The organism is Pseudomonas sp. LF020, assembly GCF_053456425.1.
This window is the reverse complement of record NZ_JBRFIX010000014.1, coordinates 47402-63404: the sequence shown is the minus strand read 5'-3', so window position 1 is coordinate 63404 and position 16003 is coordinate 47402. Positions and strand designations below refer to the sequence as shown.

The window sequence follows — 16003 nt, the reverse complement described above, 5'->3', positions numbered from 1 at the left end:
ACTCGGACACAGGTAAACCCTGAGCCGCGGGAAAATTTCCGCTGGTGTCAGGTGTGATTATTTAATTCGAATTGTCGCTGGCAGGTATGAACTATTCATTTGCGACATTCTGCGCTTCGGATCAATGACCTTGACGTGTTCAGGGCCAGCCCTGAATCAGGCCTGACGTTCCGAATAAGACATGAGTGGTAGCGTTCGAGTCGCCAGTGGCGGCCGAAATTCGCTCTGACCGACCTGGAATGCGAAGGCTTCGATCAGGGAGGTCTGTTCGCTGGTGTCCAGGCTCAATTGGCCTGTGTTGTGATCGACCAGTTCGATCTGCCAGGCCATCAGGGTGAAGCAGTCTTTGAGCGCATCCAGGGCCTGTGCATGCAGATCGACAGGATCCGGCGCGTGGTCGAGCAGGCTGTGAATATGCAGGGAGAATTCGGAGATCGCCTCCAGTGCCAACGCTTCAGCCCGGCTCGCAAGTTTGAGCAGAGTACTGCGCATGCAGTCGATGGCGTCCTTGTCATTGCTGATCAGTTGCAGGTGGCTCAGGCATTCTTCGGACTTGGCCAGGAGCGTTTCAGCTTCGACGAGAAATTCGGGAAAGCGTTGTGCCCAGTCTTTACGGTCGATTGGCATGCTTATCTCCACAGCGTCATGTCTGATGAGGGAATGCCGTGTGTGTCGACGATCATGCACCGTCGGGAGATCGCGCCCCGCCGTGCAAGTGCACTGGCTGAGGTTTTCCAGAGGGTGGGGTTCCACTGACCTGCGATCGCACACAATAGCCTGACTCCGTTCATGCAATGAGAATGGCGTCACATTAATGGCTATTGGATATTGCGAACATCAGGTTGGGCCTGATTGTTACTAGGGGATTCCCTTACGCGCGGGAACCTGTGGCGCAAACCGTGGTCGCGCCAGAAGAGAATGTAGCAGATGAAAACACCGGGCCAGTAAACCATGATGTTAATGTGACATCAATGCCCGTATGTGGCATTTTGATGGTGAATTTTTTGGGGATCAAGAATCGCCATAAACAGCCGATAACCCCTCAATAGTGAATTCATCAGAACAAGCCCAGGAGTCATTGATGGCCGGCATTCTCGACACGGTAGACCAACGCACGCAACTGGTGGGTGAGAATCGCCTGGAAATTCTCATGTTTCGCCTGGCCGGACGCCAGTTGTTCGCGATCAACGTGTTCAAGGTTCAGGAAGTTCTGCAGTTGCCGAAGCTGACCCTGATGCCGCAGCGTCATCCGTTTGTCTGCGGCGTGGTCAACCTGCGTGGGCAGACGCTGCCGGTGATCGACCTGTCCCAGGCGATCGGCATGCGTCCGCTGGTGCCGGGCCCGAACAGCACCATCATCGTCACCGAGTACAACCGTTCGGTACAGGCTTTCCTCGTCGGTGGCGTGGACCGCATCGTCAATATGAACTGGGAAGCCATCCTGCCGCCGCCGACCAGCGCCGGACGCCAGCATTACCTGACCGCGATCAGCAAGGTCGACGATCAACTGGTGGAAATCATCGACGTCGAGAAAGTCCTCGCCGAAATCGTCCCGTACAACGCCAAGGTTTCGCGCGACAAGCTCGACGATCCGGTACTGGAGCGTGCCCGTGGCCGTGAAGTGTTGCTGGTGGACGACTCCAACGTCGCGCTCTCGCAACTGCGTGACACCCTCGGCCAGCTCGGGGTGAAAATGCACATCGCCAGCGATGGCCTGAAGGCGCTGAACATGCTCAAGGCCTGGGCCGATACCGGCGTGAACATGACCGACAAGCTACTGATGGTATTCACCGACGCGGAGATGCCGGAAATGGACGGCTATCGCCTGACCACCGAGATCCGCAACGACCCGCGCCTGCGTGGCCTGTATGTGGTGCTGCACACCTCGCTGTCCGGCAGCTTCAACGACTCGATGGTGAAGAAGGTCGGCTGCGACAACTTCCTCTCCAAGTTCCAGCCGGACAAACTGGTCGATGTGGTGCGTCAGCGTCTGATGCTCGATGAAGTGCCAGCCTGACCACAAAGCCACGCCGCCCTTGTAGGAGCTGTCGAGTGAAACGAGGCTGCGATCTTTTGATCTTTAAAGCCAAAGTCAAAAGATCGCAGCGTGCCGCAGCTCCTACCTTGTCGTGCAGTGCTCGAACTCAGGCTTTGATTCGCCGATAAAGCTCGTATAGGGTGGCATTTTTGCCCATCAGGAAGCTGGACATGCTGCGGCTGAGCGCGCTTTATCGTTACCCGTTGAAATCCGGCAAGCCCGAGATTCTGCAATCGATTGGCCTGGACAAACTCGGCCTTGAAGGTGACCGACGCTGGATGCTCGTGGACGAGGCCAGCGGCCGCTTCCTGACGCAAAGAGCCGAGGCGAAAATGAGTCAGCTGTCGGCGCTGTGGAATGCGCAGGGCGGGCTGACCCTCAGTGCGCCGCAGCATGCCACGCTGGATATTCCTTTGCCGGAGGACGATGCCGAGTTGCGCGGCGTGACCATCTGGCGTGACACCCTGCGCGTACCGGATGCCGGGGATGACGCGGCCCGCTGGGTCAGCGATTTCATCGGCAAGCCGACCCGTCTGGTGCAGGTGCCGCTTGATCGCGCGCGCATGACGCAGGCCGGTTATGGCCGCGAGGATGATCAGGTGGCATTCGCCGACGGTTTCCCGCTGTTGCTGATCGGCGAGGCATCGCTGCAGGATCTGGTGCAAAAGGTCGGACGACCGTTGGAGATGTTGCGGTTCCGACCGAATCTGGTGATAGAAGGCAGTACGGCGTTTGCCGAAGATGGCTGGAAGCGTATTCGCATCGGCGATGTCGAGTTTCGGGTGGTCAAACCGTGCTCGCGCTGCATCCTGACCACCATTGATCCACAAACCGGCGAGCGCAGTGCTGATCGCGAGCCACTGGCGACCTTGCAGAAATACCGCGCCCAGGCCGATGGTGCGATGTTCGGCCAGAACCTGGTCAACGACAGCAATGGTCGTCTGGAAGTCGGTATGCCGGTGGAAATCCTCGAGTAACCGAAGCCGGAAATGAAAAATGCCCGTGTCCATGGACACGGGCATTTTTTTGCACCGGGAAAAAACGTGGGCTTAGCCGCGGTATTCGCACAGGTAAGCAGTCTCAACGGCGACTTTCAGCTGGAACTTGCTGTTGGCCGGAACGTTGAACTGGCTGCCGGCGGCGAAGGTTTCCCAGTCGCTGCTGTCCGGCAGTTTGACGGTCAGCGCACCGGAGACCACGTGCATGATCTCGCGCTGAGCGGTGCCGAATTCGTATTCGCCCGGGGCCATGACGCCGATGGTCGCCGGACCTTCAGCGGTGCCAAAAGCGATCGACTTGACGGTGCCGTCGAAGTACTCGTTGACTTTGAACATGGGCGATTCCTCTCGAAAAGGGCAAAAAAGGGTTAAAAAAGGCTGGCCAGTATGCACAAGGCTCCCGGCGCCGTCACCTGCCCGGGGCGTGTCCGGCGAGTTCTCGCCCTGACTTCAGAGTGGCAAGACCAACGGTAGCAACCGCGCGGTATTGCGCGCATCTTCCAGGGCTCGGTGCTGTTGACCGCTGAACTGCATGCCGGCCAGTTGCAACGCACCGTTCAGGCCCAGTGGCCGCTCCAGGCGGCGGGCTTTGGCGAAGCGCTGTTTGAGGTTCATGTGCGGTACCCGGCTGAGCAGACTGTCGAGTTGCAGGCGCTGCCATTCCTGGAGCAACTGCTTGCGGTCGTAATCGCCCCAACTGGCCCAGCCTTCGAGGCGCGTCTGATGTTGCCCAAGCCAGCGTTCAAACGCCGGCCAGACTTCGCTCAATGGCTGTGCGGAATCGATGTTGGCCTGGGTGATGTGCGTGAGTTCACGGCAAAACGGCGTCAGCAACGGCCGCCGGGTCGGTTTGACGAACCGCTGAAAGTGATCCTGCTCGCGACCGGCGCGATCGACCAGCGTCGCGCCGATTTCGATGATTTCCATTTCCGTAACCGGCCAGCCACCTTCATCTGTGGTGGCTTCCAGATCAATGACCAGCCAATGGGGCATCGCAGGTTTCCTGATTTACGCGTCCTGATAGATCAGAGCGTAGTCAAACCTTGCGTTTGCGCCTGGCGACTCACTCGACCTGCAACAGAACCTGACGATTTTTTACCTGATCGCCGACCTTGACCTGCACCCGCTTGAGCACGCCGTCGATGCCGGCCTTGAGCGGGTGCTCCATTTTCATTGCCTCCAGCACCACCAGCAACTGACCCTTGCTGACCGGACTGCCTTCGCTGACCAGCACGTCGACGATGGCACCGTCCATCGGCGCCTTCAGTGTCCCTGAGCTGACGCTGCTCTGACTGCTGATCAGCGCATGAGTTCGATCCTCCAGGCGCAGGTTGCCGGGGTGGGTGAACAGCCAGAGTTCTTCGCCATCGATCCGGTAGGCGTGACGTTGGCGCAGGCCGTCGACTTCCAGCGTCACCGCGCGCCCGTCGCAATTGATGACGGTCAGCGCCAGTGCGCGTTGCATCACGTTCACGGTGAAGCGGTTATCGCCGCCCGTGTGCAGTTGCACGCTCCAGTCCTGCTGTTCAAGCCCGAGGCGGTAATCGAGGGGTACGCCGACATTGTTGCGCCAGCCTTTGAGCGGCGCACGATGCGCCTGTGCGCCGGCCTGATAGAACAGCACGGCGGCAATCGCCAGTTCTTCGGCGCCGGGTGCGTAAGTCTGCAGGCAGGGATGGTCAGTGAAATGCTGCGCGATGAACGCGGTGCTGAATTCACCGCTGATGAACTGCGGATGTTGCAGCAGGCTGACCAGCAAACGCTGGTTGCTCTGGACGCCGAGCAGCACGCTGTCCTGCACCGCGCGCAACAGCTTGCGGCGCGCCTCTTCGCGGGTGGCGCCCTGGGCGATCAGTTTGCCGAGCATCGGGTCGTAGAACGGGCTTACCCACTGACCTTCGCCCAAGCCGTGATCGATCCGCGCGCCCGGACTGACTGCCGGTTCCCAGGCCTGTACACGACCGGTCTGCGGCAGGAAATTCTGCGTCGGATCTTCGGCATACAAGCGCACTTCCATGGCGTGGCCGTTCAGCGTGACCTGATCCTGAGTCAGCGGCAGCGGCTGGCCTTCGGCGACGGCCAGTTGCCAGGCGACCAGATCCTGCCCGGTGATCAGTTCGGTCACCGGATGTTCGACCTGCAGACGCGTGTTCATTTCCAGAAAGTAAAACTGCCCGCGGGCATCGAGCAGAAACTCGACCGTGCCGGCACCGACGTAATTCACCGCCCGGCCAGCCTTGAGCGCTGCTTCGCCCATGGCCTGGCGCAATTCGCGGGTCATCACCGGGCAGGGCGCTTCCTCGATGACTTTCTGGTGCCGGCGCTGCACCGAGCAATCACGTTCGCCGAGGTAGATCAGGTTGCCATGGTGGTCGCCGAACAACTGCACCTCGACGTGCCGTGGTTCGATCAGCGCCTGCTCGAGGATCAGCTCGTCACTGCCGAAACCGTTCAGCGCTTCGGAGCGGGCGGTGCGCAATTGCGCTGGTAAATCTTCGCTGCTGTGCACCAGACGCATGCCACGCCCGCCGCCGCCGGCACTGGCCTTGATCATCAACGGGTAGCCGATGCGCTCGGCTTCGCGCAACAACGTTGCGTCGTCCTGCGCGGCACCTTGATAGCCGGCGATGCAGGGAACACCAGCGTCGAGCATGGCGATTTTCGACAGGCGCTTGCTGCCCATCAGTTCGATCGCCTCAGCACTCGGGCCGATAAAGGTCAGGCCGGCCTCTGCGCAGGCGCGGGCGACGCCGGCATTCTCCGAGAGGAAGCCGTAGCCGGGGTGGATCGCGTCGGCACCGCTACGCCGGGCTGCGTCGAGGATTGCCGGGATGTTCAGGTAAGACTGCTGCACCGGAGCCGGGCCGATGTTCACCGCTTGATCGGCGATCTGCACGTGCAGGGCATCGGCGTCGGCATCGCTGAATACGGCGACGGTGCGATAGCCGAGGGCCTGGGCGGTGCGCTGGATGCGGCAGGCGATTTCACCGCGGTTGGCAATCAGGATTTTGTGGATGGCGGGCATGGCTGTTCCCTCGGAATTTGCGGTGTCGGTGCTGGCCTCTTCGCGAGCAAGCTCGCTCCCACATTTGGAACGCTTTCCGTCTGTGGGAGCCCGATCGCGAAGCTGTTAAGGCGCCCACTTCGGTTTACGCTTTTGCACGAAGGCCATGGTGCCCTCGATCCCTTCGGCACCGCTCACCGCTTCGCTGAACCGACGCGCAGCCTCATCCAGCAATTCATTCGAGGGCTGCCCGGCACTGGCGAGCAGCAGTTTTTTCGTCGCCGCGTTCGCTTCCGGTGCGCAGCACAGCACATGATCAAGCACTTCATCGAGGCGCTCGGCCAGTGCCTGCGGATCCTGCTCGACAAAATGCACCAGTCCCAGCCGCCGCGCCTGATGGCCATCGAAGCGCGCGGCGGTCAGTGCCAGTCGGCGGGTTTCGGTCAGGCCGATGCGTTGCACCACAAACGGGGCGATCTGTGCCGGCAGCAAGCCAAGGCTGGTTTCCGGCAGACCGAACTGCGCCTGATGATCGGCCATGGCGATATCGCTGACACACGCCAAACCGAATCCGCCGCCCAGCACTGCGCCCTGCAGCACGGTGATCAGCACTTGCGGTGCGTGCTGCGCTTCTTGCAGCAGCGCGCCGAAAGCGCGGTTCAACTCGCGATAGGCATCGGCGCCCTGGGCGCGGGCATTGGCCATGTCCTTGATGTCGCCACCGGCGCAGAAATGCCCGCCGGCACCGCTGAAGACCAGAGCGCGAACACCGCGGTCATCACGCACTGCCGCCAGCACCGCACGCAGTTCGCTGACCATCTGCAGGCTCATCGCATTGCGGCTGTCCGGGCGATTGAGGGTGATGTGCAGCACGCCGCCGTGCTGTTCCAGCAACAGCGTCTGGCAATCGGGCAGGGGGCTCATTTCTTTTTCCCCGGCAGGATGCCCATCAGTTTGCAGATGATCCCCAGCATGATTTCGTCGGCGCCGCCGCCAATCGATACCAGCCGCACGTCGCGATAGGCGCGGGCCACCGGGTTGTCCCACATGAAGCCCATGCCGCCCCAATATTGCAGGCAACTGTCGCTGACTTCACGGCCGAGACGGCCGGCCTTGAGTTTGGCCATCGACGCCAGGCGCGTGACGTCCTGACCTTTCACATATTGCTCGGTGGCCTGATAGACCAGCGCTCGCAGGCATTCGATTTCGGTCTGCAATTCGGCGAGACGGAAGTGGATCACCTGATTGTCGATCAGCGCATTGCCGAAAGTCTTGCGCTCCTTGCAGTACTCGATGGTGCTGTCGACGCAATATTCCAGGCCCTTGATCATGTTCGCCGCGCCGAACAGGCGTTCTTCCTGGAACTGCAGCATCTGCATCATGAACCCGGCGCCTTCGTGGCCGATGCGGTTGCGCTGCGGCACACGCACGTTGTCGAAAAACACCTGGGCGGTTTCCGAGCTGCGCATGCCGAGCTTGTCCAGGTGCGAGCTGAGGCTGATCCCCGGGGTGTTCATCGGCACCATGATCAGCGACTTGTTGATGTGTGGCTTGTCGTCCGAGGTATTGGCCAGCAGGCAGATGAAGTCGGCGCTGGGCGAGTTGGTGATCCACATCTTGCTGCCGTTGATCACGTAGTCATCGCCGTCCTTGCGCGCGGTGGTCTTGAGCCCGGCGACGTCGGAGCCGGCACCGACTTCCGAGACGCCGATGCAACCAACCTGCTCGCCGTTAATCGCGGGACGGAGGAACTCGTCGCGCAATTCATCGGAGCCGAAGCGCGCCAGCGCCGGGGTGCACATGTCGGTCTGCACGCCGATCGACATCGGAATGCCGCCGCAATGAATGGTGCCGAACTCCTCGGCGGCGACAACCGAATAGCTGTAGTCGAGGCCCATGCCGCCGAATTTTTCCGGTTTGGAAATCCCCAGCAGACCAAGGTCGCCGGCCTTGCGGAAAATCTCGTGGATCGGAAAGCGCCCGGCCTTTTCCCATTCCTCGACGTGCGGGTTGATTTCGTGCTCGACGAATTGGCGGACGGTGCGGCGCAGTGCTTCGTGTTCCGGGGTGAAGATCATTTTTATTGTTCTCCTGGGGATCCGTGGCAGTCAGAAGCGGCTGACGCCGAAGCTGTTGGGTTGCAGCGTGCGGATGTCGGCTTCGTGGCAGATATCCAGCAGATAACCGAGCAGGGTGCGCGTATCGCGTGGGTCGATCAGGCCGTCGTCCCACAGGTTGGCGCTGCCGTACAGCGCGGTGGACTGGCTGTCGAGTTTCTGCGCGGTGACCTGTTCGAGCATGTCGAGCATTTTCGGATCCGACACCAGGCCTTCCTTGAGCTGTTTGGCCTCGGTGACGATGCGCAGCACCTTGCCGGCCTGCGCGCCGCCCATCACCGCGGTGCGGCTGTTGGGCCAGGCAAAAATGAAGCGTGGATCAAGACCGCGCCCGCACATCGCATAGTTGCCGGCACCGTAGGAGCCACCGACGACAATCGTCAGTTTAGGCACTCGCGCATTGGCCACCGCTTGAATCAGTTTCGAGCCGTGTTTGATCACGCCTTGCTGCTCGGACTCGGTGCCGACCATGAACCCGGTGGTGTTGTGGAAGAACAGCAGCGGCGTCTGGCTCTGATCGCACAGTTGAATGAACTGCGCGGCCTTACTCGCACCGGCCGGGGTGATTGGGCCGTTGTTGCCGATCAAGCCGCAGGCGCGGCCCTGGATTTTCAACTGGCCGCAGATGGTCTGCTGATCGAACTCGCCCTTGAATTCGAGAAACTCCGATTCATCGGCAATCCGCGCAACGATTTCGCGCACATCGTAGGGCTTCTTCGGGTCGTCGGGAATAAGCCCGAGCAGCTCGTCGATCGGGTACAACGGCGCTTTGTATTGCGGCTCCGGCAGCCACGGCAGTTGCTCGTTCCACGGCAGCATGCGCAAGATCTCGCGCACCATGCGCACGCCGTCGGCATCGTTCTCGGCCAGATACTCGGCGGTGCCGGCGACCTGCGCGTGCATCTCGGCGCCGCCCAGTTGTTCATCGGTGGCGACCTCGCCCGTCGCGGCTTTGAGCAGCGGCGGCCCGGCGAGAAACAGCTTGGCCTTGCCGCGCACCACCACCACGTAATCCGACAGCCCCGGCTGATAGGCGCCGCCCGCCGTCGCCGAGCCGTGCACCACGGTAATTTGCGGCAAACCCATGGCCGACATCCGCGCCTGATTGGCAAAGCTGCGCGCACCTTCGACGAAAATTTCGGCAGCGTAGTTGAGGTTGGCGCCACCGCTTTCGGCGAGGGTGATCACCGGCAGTTTGTTTTCCAGGGCGATCTGTTGCAGGCGCAGGGATTTTTTCAGGCCGGTGGGGGAGATCGTGCCGCCCTTGATCGCGCTGTTGTTGGCCACCACCATCGCCCGTATGCCGGACACGTAACCGATGCCGGCGATCAGACCGCCACCGGCAGCGCTGCCGTCCTTGTCGTCGTGCAGCTTGTAGCCGGCCAGGCTTGCCAGTTCGAGGAATGGTGCGCCGGGGTCGAGCAGCAGATTCAGGCGTTCGCGGGGCAGCAGTTGGCCGCGCTTGTCGAATTTTGCCTTGGCTTCGGCAGCCTTGTTCAGCAGGTTCTGTTCCAGTTGCTGGACGTGCTCGATGGCCGTGAGCATCGCCGCGCGGTGGCGCGCGAAAGCTTCGCTGTGCGGATCGAGTTCGGACTGGATCTGCGGCATGGTTTACTCCTTGTCCTTGAGCACGTCGGGCAGGTACGCCCGATGGAAACCGTTGAACGACTCGCTGTGGCTTGCCTTGTGCAACGGCCATGCGCGGCTGCCGAGACTGGCCGCGCCATCGATTTTCAAGGTGCTGCCGCTGATGAACGCCGCCGCCGGACTGAGCAGGAAAACGATCGCTGCACTGACCTCCGATTCGGTGCCGATGCGCTTGAGCGGTACGTGTTCGCGCAGGGTCGGGATCACGGCTTTGAACGCGCCCTCATAAGTGTCCATGCCGCTGGACGCGATCCAGCCCGGCGCCACCGCATTGACCCGCACCCCGGCGTAACCCCATTCGAACGCGGCAGTCTTGGTGAAGTTGTCCATCCCCGAACGTGCTGCGCCGGAATGGCCCATGCCCGGCATGCCGCCCCACATGTCGGCGAGCATGTTGACGATGCTACCGCCGTGCTTGCTCATCGACTGGTTGAACACTTCCCGGGCCATCAGGAAGCCGCCGACCAGATTGGTGCGCAACACGGTTTCGAAACCTTTCTGATTGATCGAGGCCAGTGGCGACGGGTACTGGCCGCCGGCATTGTTGACCAGACCGTGGATCGGCCCGTGTTCGGCGATCAGTTCGGCAATCAGTGCCTTTACCGCGTCTTCGTCACGGATGTCGCAGGCTTGCCAGTGAGCGCTGCCACCGTCTTCGGCGATTTCGGCGGCGACCTTTTGCAGTTTTTCCGGCATGCGCCCGACCAGCAGCACAGTGGCGCCGAGCGCAGCCAGTTCATGCGCGGTGCAGCGGCCGATGCCGCTGCCGCCACCGGTGACGATGATGGTCTGGCCGCTGAACAGATCGGCTTTGAAAATCGATGCGTAAGCCATGAAGCCCAACCTCTAGTCGAGTTGTTCGGCGATGCTCTGCGGCACCGGGATCTGGATTTCCAGCAGTTGCTGGGCGAAGGCTTTGCCCTGTGGATCGATACGCAGACTTGCCACACCACCGCCACCGAGGGCGTTCTCCAGCAGAAAATTCAGGCTGTGGGTGCCGGGCAGATACCAGCGTTCGACCCGACCGTGAATCGGGTCCAGTACATGGCGCATCCAGTCGACGATCACTGCCGGAGTCAGCGCTTCGGCGATCCATGGCAGGTATTCCGGTCGACGCGGCAGGACGCCGATGTTGCTGTGGTTGCCCTTGTCACCGGAGCGCGCCACCGCCAGTTTCACCAACGGCACACTGGCGTCGGCGCGGCCCTGGGGTTTGGGTGGCTGGTCGGGGGTTGGCAGGTCATGGCTGTCAAGCGGCATCTGCGCGGGGAGGGCGCAGGGATGTTGTTCACCGGCCATGTCGATGTGCAGGGTGCAGGCCGTTTTTTCAATCAGGAACGAGAACAGGCGGATCAGCGGGTAAACCGTCGGCCGTCCGCCGACGATGCCGGTCAGTCCCGGTGCCATGCCGGTGGCGGCCTGGGCGATTTCCCGGGAGAACAGCAGCAGCGCCGGTTTCAGCGAATGGCGCACGGCGAGTTTGATCACCACCTCGCGGCTGTCGCGTCGCTGGCCGTGCGGGCCGTAAGTGGCTTCGCTGCCGAGCAGTTCGATGTCGACTTCGCTGTAGGGCGGCCAGCCGCGCTGGCTGAACATTTCGGCAGTCTTGTCGATGATTGCCTGACTGACACGCCGGGCTTTGTCCACCGCATCGATGCCGGCGATCAGGCAACTGGCGGTGCAGCGAAAACCGTCCGGGTACGTGGCACTGACCTTGTATTTATCGCTGGGTGGCAGGCCTTTGGCACCGTGGACGTGCACGGCGTTTTTACCTTGTTGCTGCAGTTTCACCTGAGTGAAATCGCAGACCACATCCGGCAACAGATAGGCCTGCGGATCACCGATTTCATAAAGCATCTGCTCGCCAACGGTCAGTGGCGTAACGAGACCGCCGGAGCCTTCGGGTTTGCTGACGATGAACTGGCCGTCGGCGCTGACTTCGACGATGGGAAAACCGATGTGTTCGTAATCCGGCACGTCGCGCCAGTCGGTGAAATTGCCCCCGGTGCATTGCGCGCCGCATTCGATGATGTGCCCGGCCAGCGCGGCCTGGGCCAGTTTGTCGTAGTCGTGCCAGGCCCAGCCGAACTCATGCACCAGCGCCGCGCTGACCACCGCGCTGTCGACCACCCGGCCGGTAATGACGATGTCGGCGCCCAGGCGCAGAGCCTCGACGATGCCCGGCGCGCCGAGGTAGGCGTTGGTGGAGGCGCACATCGGCGGCAGCGGCGCGCCGTTGAACATTTCGTGGATGCCCAGGGCGGTGAGTTGCTTGAATTGCGGTTGCAGGTCATCGCCGAGCAACACGGCGATTTTTAGGCTGACCCCGGCCTTGTCGCAGGCAGCCTGCAGGGCGGCGGCACAGGCTTTTGGATTGATCCCGCCGGCGTTGCTGATAACGTGAATCTTCTGTTCGGCCAGTTGCGGCAGCAGCGGCGCGAGCACCTCGACGAAGTCCCCGGCGAATCCGCCCTGCGGGTCTTTCATGCGCGCGCCGGCCATGATCGACAGGGTGATTTCGGCCAGATAATCGAACACCAGATAATCCAGCTGCCCGCCGGCCACAAGTTGTGCGGCGGCGGTCGAGGTGTCTCCCCAGAATGCGCTGGCGCATCCGATACGGACGGTGGTTGGCATTTTTATCTCCGACTCAGGGACCTGCGACAGAAGTGTCTGGAGGCTACCAAGCAAGCGCTTGGTTTGTAAACAGCTGAAATATCTTCTGCCCAAGCGCTTGCTTGGTTGCGGTCCCGGGCTTAAATTGCGCGCAACCCTGCGTGTTCAGGGGGCAACAGACTGATCGACTGTAGGAGAGAACGGGTGGACGAGCAAAAAGCCCTGAGGGTCATGCGCGAACTGGTTGACCAGGGCCAGTTGACCGACCCTGACAGCGCCCGCGGCAAACTGCTGCAAGTGGCGGCTCACCTGTTCCGCAACAAAGGCTACGAGCGCACCACGGTGCGTGACCTGGCGGGGGCGGTGGGGATCCAATCCGGGAGCATTTTTCATCACTTCAAAAGCAAGGATGAAATCCTTCGGGCGGTGATGGAAGAAACCATCCGTTACAACACCGCGTTGATGCGCGCCGCGTTGGCCGAAGCCAGTAACGTGCGCGAGCGGGTGCTGGCGCTGATCCGCTGCGAGTTGCAGTCGATCATGGGCGGCAGCGGCGAAGCCATGGCGGTGCTGGTCTATGAATGGCGTTCGCTGTCCGAAGAAGGTCAGGCCCGGGTGCTGGCCCTGCGCGATGTCTATGAAGACCTCTGGTTGCAGGTGCTGGGCGAAGCCAAGGAGGCCGGCTTCATCCGTGGCGATGTATTTGTAACCCGACGTTTTCTCACCGGCGCGTTGTCCTGGACCACCACCTGGTTCCGTGCCGGCGGCAGCCTGAGCCTTGATCAGTTGGCCGATGAAGCACTGATTCTGGTGCTCGAAGAGCGTTAACCCACGTTCCAACAGGTCAGGAAACTGGCTAACTGGGCGAAACCGCCTAGCTTGAATGCATTGATCGGTATTTTTTCGGGGAGTGGGGTGTTTTGAAGTCTTCGCCAATTCGGACGACCGCAGGGCTTTTGCTCGTAGCGCTGACGGTATTTTGGGTGTTGCCCGCGCAGGCAGCGCAACTGGTTCGAGTGGGCGCCGCGCACTTTCCGCCTTACACCATCCGCCCGGAAAGCGGTGCCGACACCGGTCTGCTGCCGGAATTGGTCGAAGCGCTGAATGCGTTGCAGACGGAGTATCAGTTTGTCCTGGTACCGACTTCGATTCCCCGGCGCTTCGGCGACCTGAAGGAAGGTCGCACCGACATGGCGATTTTCGAAAACCCGGAATGGGGCTGGAAGGATATTCCACACACCACGGTCGATATGGGGCTGGAAGATGCCGAGATTTTCGTCGCGCAACGCAAAGATGCTCGCCAGGAGAACTACTTCGCCGATCTGAAGGGCAAGCGCCTGGCGCTGTACAGTGGATATCACTATGAGTTCGCCAACTTCAATGCCGATCCCAAATACTTGGCTGATACGTTCAATGCCTCGCTGACCTATTCCCACGACAGCAACTTGCTGATGGTCCTGCGCGGGCGGGCCGACATAGCGCTGGTGACGCGCTCGTACCTGTTCGATTATCTGAAGCGCAACGAAAAGGTCAAAGACGAGCTGCTGGTGTCGCAGCGCATCGATCAGATCTACCACCATTACGCGATTCTGCGCCCGAACGCACCGATCACCGGCGAGGCGTTCAGCAAGTTGCTGCAGGGTTTGCGCGACAACGGCCAGATGCTGAAGATCTTCGATCCGTACAAAATAGCCGTGGTACCGGTGCCGCACCCCTGAGCAATTTTCGCCCCGGCGGCTAAATTTCCGCTCTCGGCTCACGTCCCATCGTTGAACTGTCGCCGATTATCGTGAGCCCGACCCATGTCCAATCTGAATGACCTGACTGCCCTGGCCTTGCCTTCGGGCAGTGAATTGGTAGCCGATGCTACTGAAAGCCGTCTGAGCCTGAGCCTGGACGGGCAACCGCTGGTTCGCTTGCGTCTGAATCGTGACGGCACCGGCCCGATTCAGCTCGATGAGCGTTTTGCCCTGCCGCCGGGCCTGGCGCTGTGGGCTGCCTGCTACTGGTTGTTCGCCCGTGAGCCGGAGCGTCAGCAATTGCTCTGGCAACTGGATCAGCCGCCCACCGAAGCCTTGCTCAGCGGCTTGCTGATCAGCACTGAAGTGGCCGGCGAATACCGGTGCGAGCGCACCCTGTTCTGGCAACTGCCGCAGCCATGGCTCGGAACATCGCTGAGCGGCAGTTATCCGCAACAAATGGTGATCAGCCAGGGCAAGCGCCATCCGCTGCGTCCGGTCAAGCCGCGCGGTGAAGTCTATCGACGCTTCGATGCGCGTCTAGGTGCGTGGATTTCCCTGCGTACACTGGAGATCGAGCAGGATCTGGCGCGATTCAATCGCTGGCAGAACAGTCCGCGAGTCGCCAGTTTCTGGCAGGAGGAGGGCAGTCTTGAGCAGCATCGCGAATACCTCAGCAAGCTCGACGCCGATCCGCATACGCTGACGCTGATCGGCTGTTTCGATGATCAACCGTTTGCCTATTTCGAAGCCTACTGGGCCAAGGAAGATCGGATTGCGCCGTTCTACGACGCCGACAGTTACGACCGTGGCATTCACATGCTGGTGGGGGAAGAGAATCACCGTGGCCCGCACAAGGTCGCGAGCTGGTTGTCGGCGCTGGTGCACTATCTGTTTCTGGATGATCCGCGCACGCAACGCGTGGTCGCCGAACCGCGTGCTGACAACGCGAAGATGATCGGCCATATGCAGAACCAGTGCTTCCACTGCGAGAAGGAATTCGACTTTCCGCACAAGCGTGCGGCGTTGATGATTTTGGGGCGTGAGCGGTTTTTTGATCGGTGCAAGCTGGCGTAAAAGCCAAAGATCGCAGCCTTCGGCAGCTCCTACACGAAATGTATTCCTCTGTAGGAGCTGCCGCAGGCTGCGATCTTTTTTTCTGCGATGAACCGGGCTTAACGACGCCCCATCGAGGCCGCATCCCCGCGACTGCCCGACACCTTGCGGCAATGCACCAGCGCATCACGAATCATGAAGTTGACCAGAGTCGGCGAGACGCCGAGTTCCTTGGCGATGTCCTTTTGCGGCACCCCGTGCAGGCGGTACATCTCGAAGGCGTAACGGGTGCGGCTGGGCAGTTCGGTCAGCGCGTCGGCGATGTGTTCCAGCGTCGAGAAATTGATGTGCGAGGTTTCCGGCGATGCGCCCTGAATGACCACGTTCAACCCTTCCTCTTCCGGGCCTGCGTATTTCTGCTCCAGCGCCTGTTTGCGGTAGTGATCGATGGCGAGGTTGCGCACGATCTGGAACAGGTAACTCAATTGCGCCTTGATCGACGAAGTGATCGGCGGGGCCGACTGCAAGCGGAAGAACGCATCTTGAACCACGTCTTCGGCGCGCGAACGGCAGCCGGTAATGCGCGCTGCAATCTTCACCAGAATCAGTCGATTGTCGACAAAAGCCTGAAGTAGCGGTGAATCGCACCTGCTTGTGGATACTTGTTCCGTCATGGAAATCACCTTGCTGCCAATAGGTTAGTGGGACGCCGGGGGACGAGGCCGTCCTACACATCGAGCGACAAATTATGTTGAATGATAATGATTGTCAATTGAGAAAGAGAACTA

At 60.9% G+C, this 16003-nt stretch carries 15 protein-coding genes; 5 read left to right on the top strand and 10 right to left on the bottom strand.

What is annotated here, in order from left to right; all coding sequences use genetic code 11:
- Positions 1-156: 156 nt before the first annotated feature.
- A complete protein-coding gene (locus ACU680_RS25350) occupies positions 157-627 on the bottom strand; it encodes a hypothetical protein (RefSeq protein WP_367085255.1) in 471 nt (156 codons plus the stop codon).
- Between the two features lie 454 nt (positions 628-1081).
- On the opposite strand from ACU680_RS25350, the gene ACU680_RS25345 reads away from it, so the two are divergent.
- Both ACU680_RS25345 and ACU680_RS25340 read left to right on the top strand, forming a co-directional pair.
- Positions 1082-2017 carry a chemotaxis protein CheV gene (locus tag ACU680_RS25345; protein WP_003226705.1) on the top strand — a complete coding sequence of 312 codons (936 nt, stop codon included), beginning with the start codon at positions 1082-1084 and terminating at the stop codon, positions 2015-2017.
- Between the two features lie 191 nt (positions 2018-2208).
- Positions 2209-3015 carry an MOSC domain-containing protein gene (locus tag ACU680_RS25340; RefSeq protein ID WP_007969074.1) on the top strand — a complete coding sequence of 269 codons (807 nt, stop codon included), beginning with the start codon at positions 2209-2211 and terminating at the stop codon, positions 3013-3015.
- Between the two features lie 72 nt (positions 3016-3087).
- On the opposite strand, the gene ppnP is transcribed toward ACU680_RS25340, so the two are convergent.
- The 8 genes from ppnP to ACU680_RS25300 all read right to left on the bottom strand — a co-directional run bounded on the left by ppnP (position 3088) and on the right by ACU680_RS25300 (position 12441).
- Positions 3088-3372 carry a pyrimidine/purine nucleoside phosphorylase gene (gene ppnP, locus ACU680_RS25335; RefSeq protein ID WP_097088279.1) on the bottom strand — a complete coding sequence of 95 codons (285 nt, stop codon included), beginning with the start codon at positions 3370-3372 and terminating at the stop codon, positions 3088-3090.
- 114 nt (positions 3373-3486) lie between these two features.
- Complete coding sequence (locus ACU680_RS25330; RefSeq protein WP_448180846.1) at positions 3487-4029, bottom strand: 3'-5' exonuclease; 543 nt, start codon at positions 4027-4029, stop codon at positions 3487-3489.
- 70 nt (positions 4030-4099) lie between these two features.
- Positions 4100-6061 (bottom strand): acetyl/propionyl/methylcrotonyl-CoA carboxylase subunit alpha, encoded by a 1962-nt coding sequence (locus ACU680_RS25325; protein WP_448180845.1) that lies wholly within the window; start codon positions 6059-6061, stop codon positions 4100-4102.
- A gap of 105 nt (positions 6062-6166) precedes the next feature.
- Entirely contained in the window at positions 6167-6964 is a 798-nt protein-coding gene (locus ACU680_RS25320) for an enoyl-CoA hydratase/isomerase family protein (protein ID WP_448180844.1), read from the bottom strand.
- Entirely contained in the window at positions 6961-8118 is a 1158-nt protein-coding gene (atuD, locus tag ACU680_RS25315) for a citronellyl-CoA dehydrogenase (RefSeq protein ID WP_448180843.1), read from the bottom strand. The genes ACU680_RS25320 and atuD overlap by 4 nt, the downstream gene beginning before the upstream one ends.
- A 30-nt stretch (positions 8119-8148) precedes the next feature.
- A complete protein-coding gene (gene atuC, locus ACU680_RS25310; RefSeq protein WP_448180842.1) occupies positions 8149-9765 on the bottom strand; it encodes a geranyl-CoA carboxylase subunit beta in 1617 nt (538 codons plus the stop codon).
- Between the two features lie 3 nt (positions 9766-9768).
- The gene (locus ACU680_RS25305) at positions 9769-10638 is read right to left on the bottom strand and encodes an SDR family oxidoreductase (protein WP_448180841.1); all 870 of its coding nucleotides are present in this window, start codon (positions 10636-10638) and stop codon (positions 9769-9771) included.
- Positions 10639-10650: 12 nt separating this feature from the next.
- Positions 10651-12441, bottom strand: coding sequence for an acyclic terpene utilization AtuA family protein (locus ACU680_RS25300; protein ID WP_448180840.1), 1791 nt, complete (start codon positions 12439-12441; stop codon positions 10651-10653).
- 183 nt (positions 12442-12624) lie between these two features.
- Between ACU680_RS25300 and ACU680_RS25295 the strand changes: the two genes are divergently transcribed.
- From ACU680_RS25295 to ACU680_RS25285, 3 genes are all read left to right on the top strand, one after another.
- Positions 12625-13248: a TetR/AcrR family transcriptional regulator gene (locus tag ACU680_RS25295; RefSeq protein ID WP_330206465.1), complete on the top strand. Its 624-nt coding sequence runs from the start codon at positions 12625-12627 to the stop codon at positions 13246-13248.
- Positions 13249-13340: 92 nt separating this feature from the next.
- Entirely contained in the window at positions 13341-14138 is a 798-nt protein-coding gene (locus tag ACU680_RS25290) for a substrate-binding periplasmic protein (RefSeq protein WP_007969064.1), read from the top strand.
- A gap of 84 nt (positions 14139-14222) precedes the next feature.
- Positions 14223-15236, top strand: a complete 1014-nt coding sequence (locus ACU680_RS25285) for a GNAT family N-acetyltransferase (protein ID WP_448180839.1) — start codon at positions 14223-14225, stop codon at positions 15234-15236.
- Positions 15237-15334: 98 nt separating this feature from the next.
- On the opposite strand, the gene ACU680_RS25280 is transcribed toward ACU680_RS25285, so the two are convergent.
- Positions 15335-15889 (bottom strand): RNA polymerase factor sigma-70, encoded by a 555-nt coding sequence (locus ACU680_RS25280; protein ID WP_003226680.1) that lies wholly within the window; start codon positions 15887-15889, stop codon positions 15335-15337.
- Positions 15890-16003: the final 114 nt, after the last annotated feature.

Coding starts and splice junctions, on each gene's coding strand:
- ACU680_RS25320 (WP_448180844.1), bottom strand. CDS start 6,964: ATGAGCCCCCTGCCCGATTGCCAGACGCTGTTGCTGGAACAGCACGGC.
- atuD (WP_448180843.1), bottom strand. CDS start 8,118: ATGATCTTCACCCCGGAACACGAAGCACTGCGCCGCACCGTCCGCCAA.
- atuC (WP_448180842.1), bottom strand. CDS start 9,765: ATGCCGCAGATCCAGTCCGAACTCGATCCGCACAGCGAAGCTTTCGCG.
- ACU680_RS25300 (WP_448180840.1), bottom strand. CDS start 12,441: ATGCCAACCACCGTCCGTATCGGATGCGCCAGCGCATTCTGGGGAGAC.
- ACU680_RS25330 (WP_448180846.1), bottom strand. CDS start 4,029: ATGCCCCATTGGCTGGTCATTGATCTGGAAGCCACCACAGATGAAGGT.
- ACU680_RS25350 (WP_367085255.1), bottom strand. CDS start 627: ATGCCAATCGACCGTAAAGACTGGGCACAACGCTTTCCCGAATTTCTC.
- ACU680_RS25340 (WP_007969074.1), top strand. CDS start 2,209: ATGCTGCGGCTGAGCGCGCTTTATCGTTACCCGTTGAAATCCGGCAAG.
- ACU680_RS25325 (WP_448180845.1), bottom strand. CDS start 6,061: ATGCCCGCCATCCACAAAATCCTGATTGCCAACCGCGGTGAAATCGCC.
- ppnP (WP_097088279.1), bottom strand. CDS start 3,372: ATGTTCAAAGTCAACGAGTACTTCGACGGCACCGTCAAGTCGATCGCT.
- ACU680_RS25345 (WP_003226705.1), top strand. CDS start 1,082: ATGGCCGGCATTCTCGACACGGTAGACCAACGCACGCAACTGGTGGGT.
- ACU680_RS25285 (WP_448180839.1), top strand. CDS start 14,223: ATGTCCAATCTGAATGACCTGACTGCCCTGGCCTTGCCTTCGGGCAGT.
- ACU680_RS25305 (WP_448180841.1), bottom strand. CDS start 10,638: ATGGCTTACGCATCGATTTTCAAAGCCGATCTGTTCAGCGGCCAGACC.
- ACU680_RS25280 (WP_003226680.1), bottom strand. CDS start 15,889: ATGACGGAACAAGTATCCACAAGCAGGTGCGATTCACCGCTACTTCAG.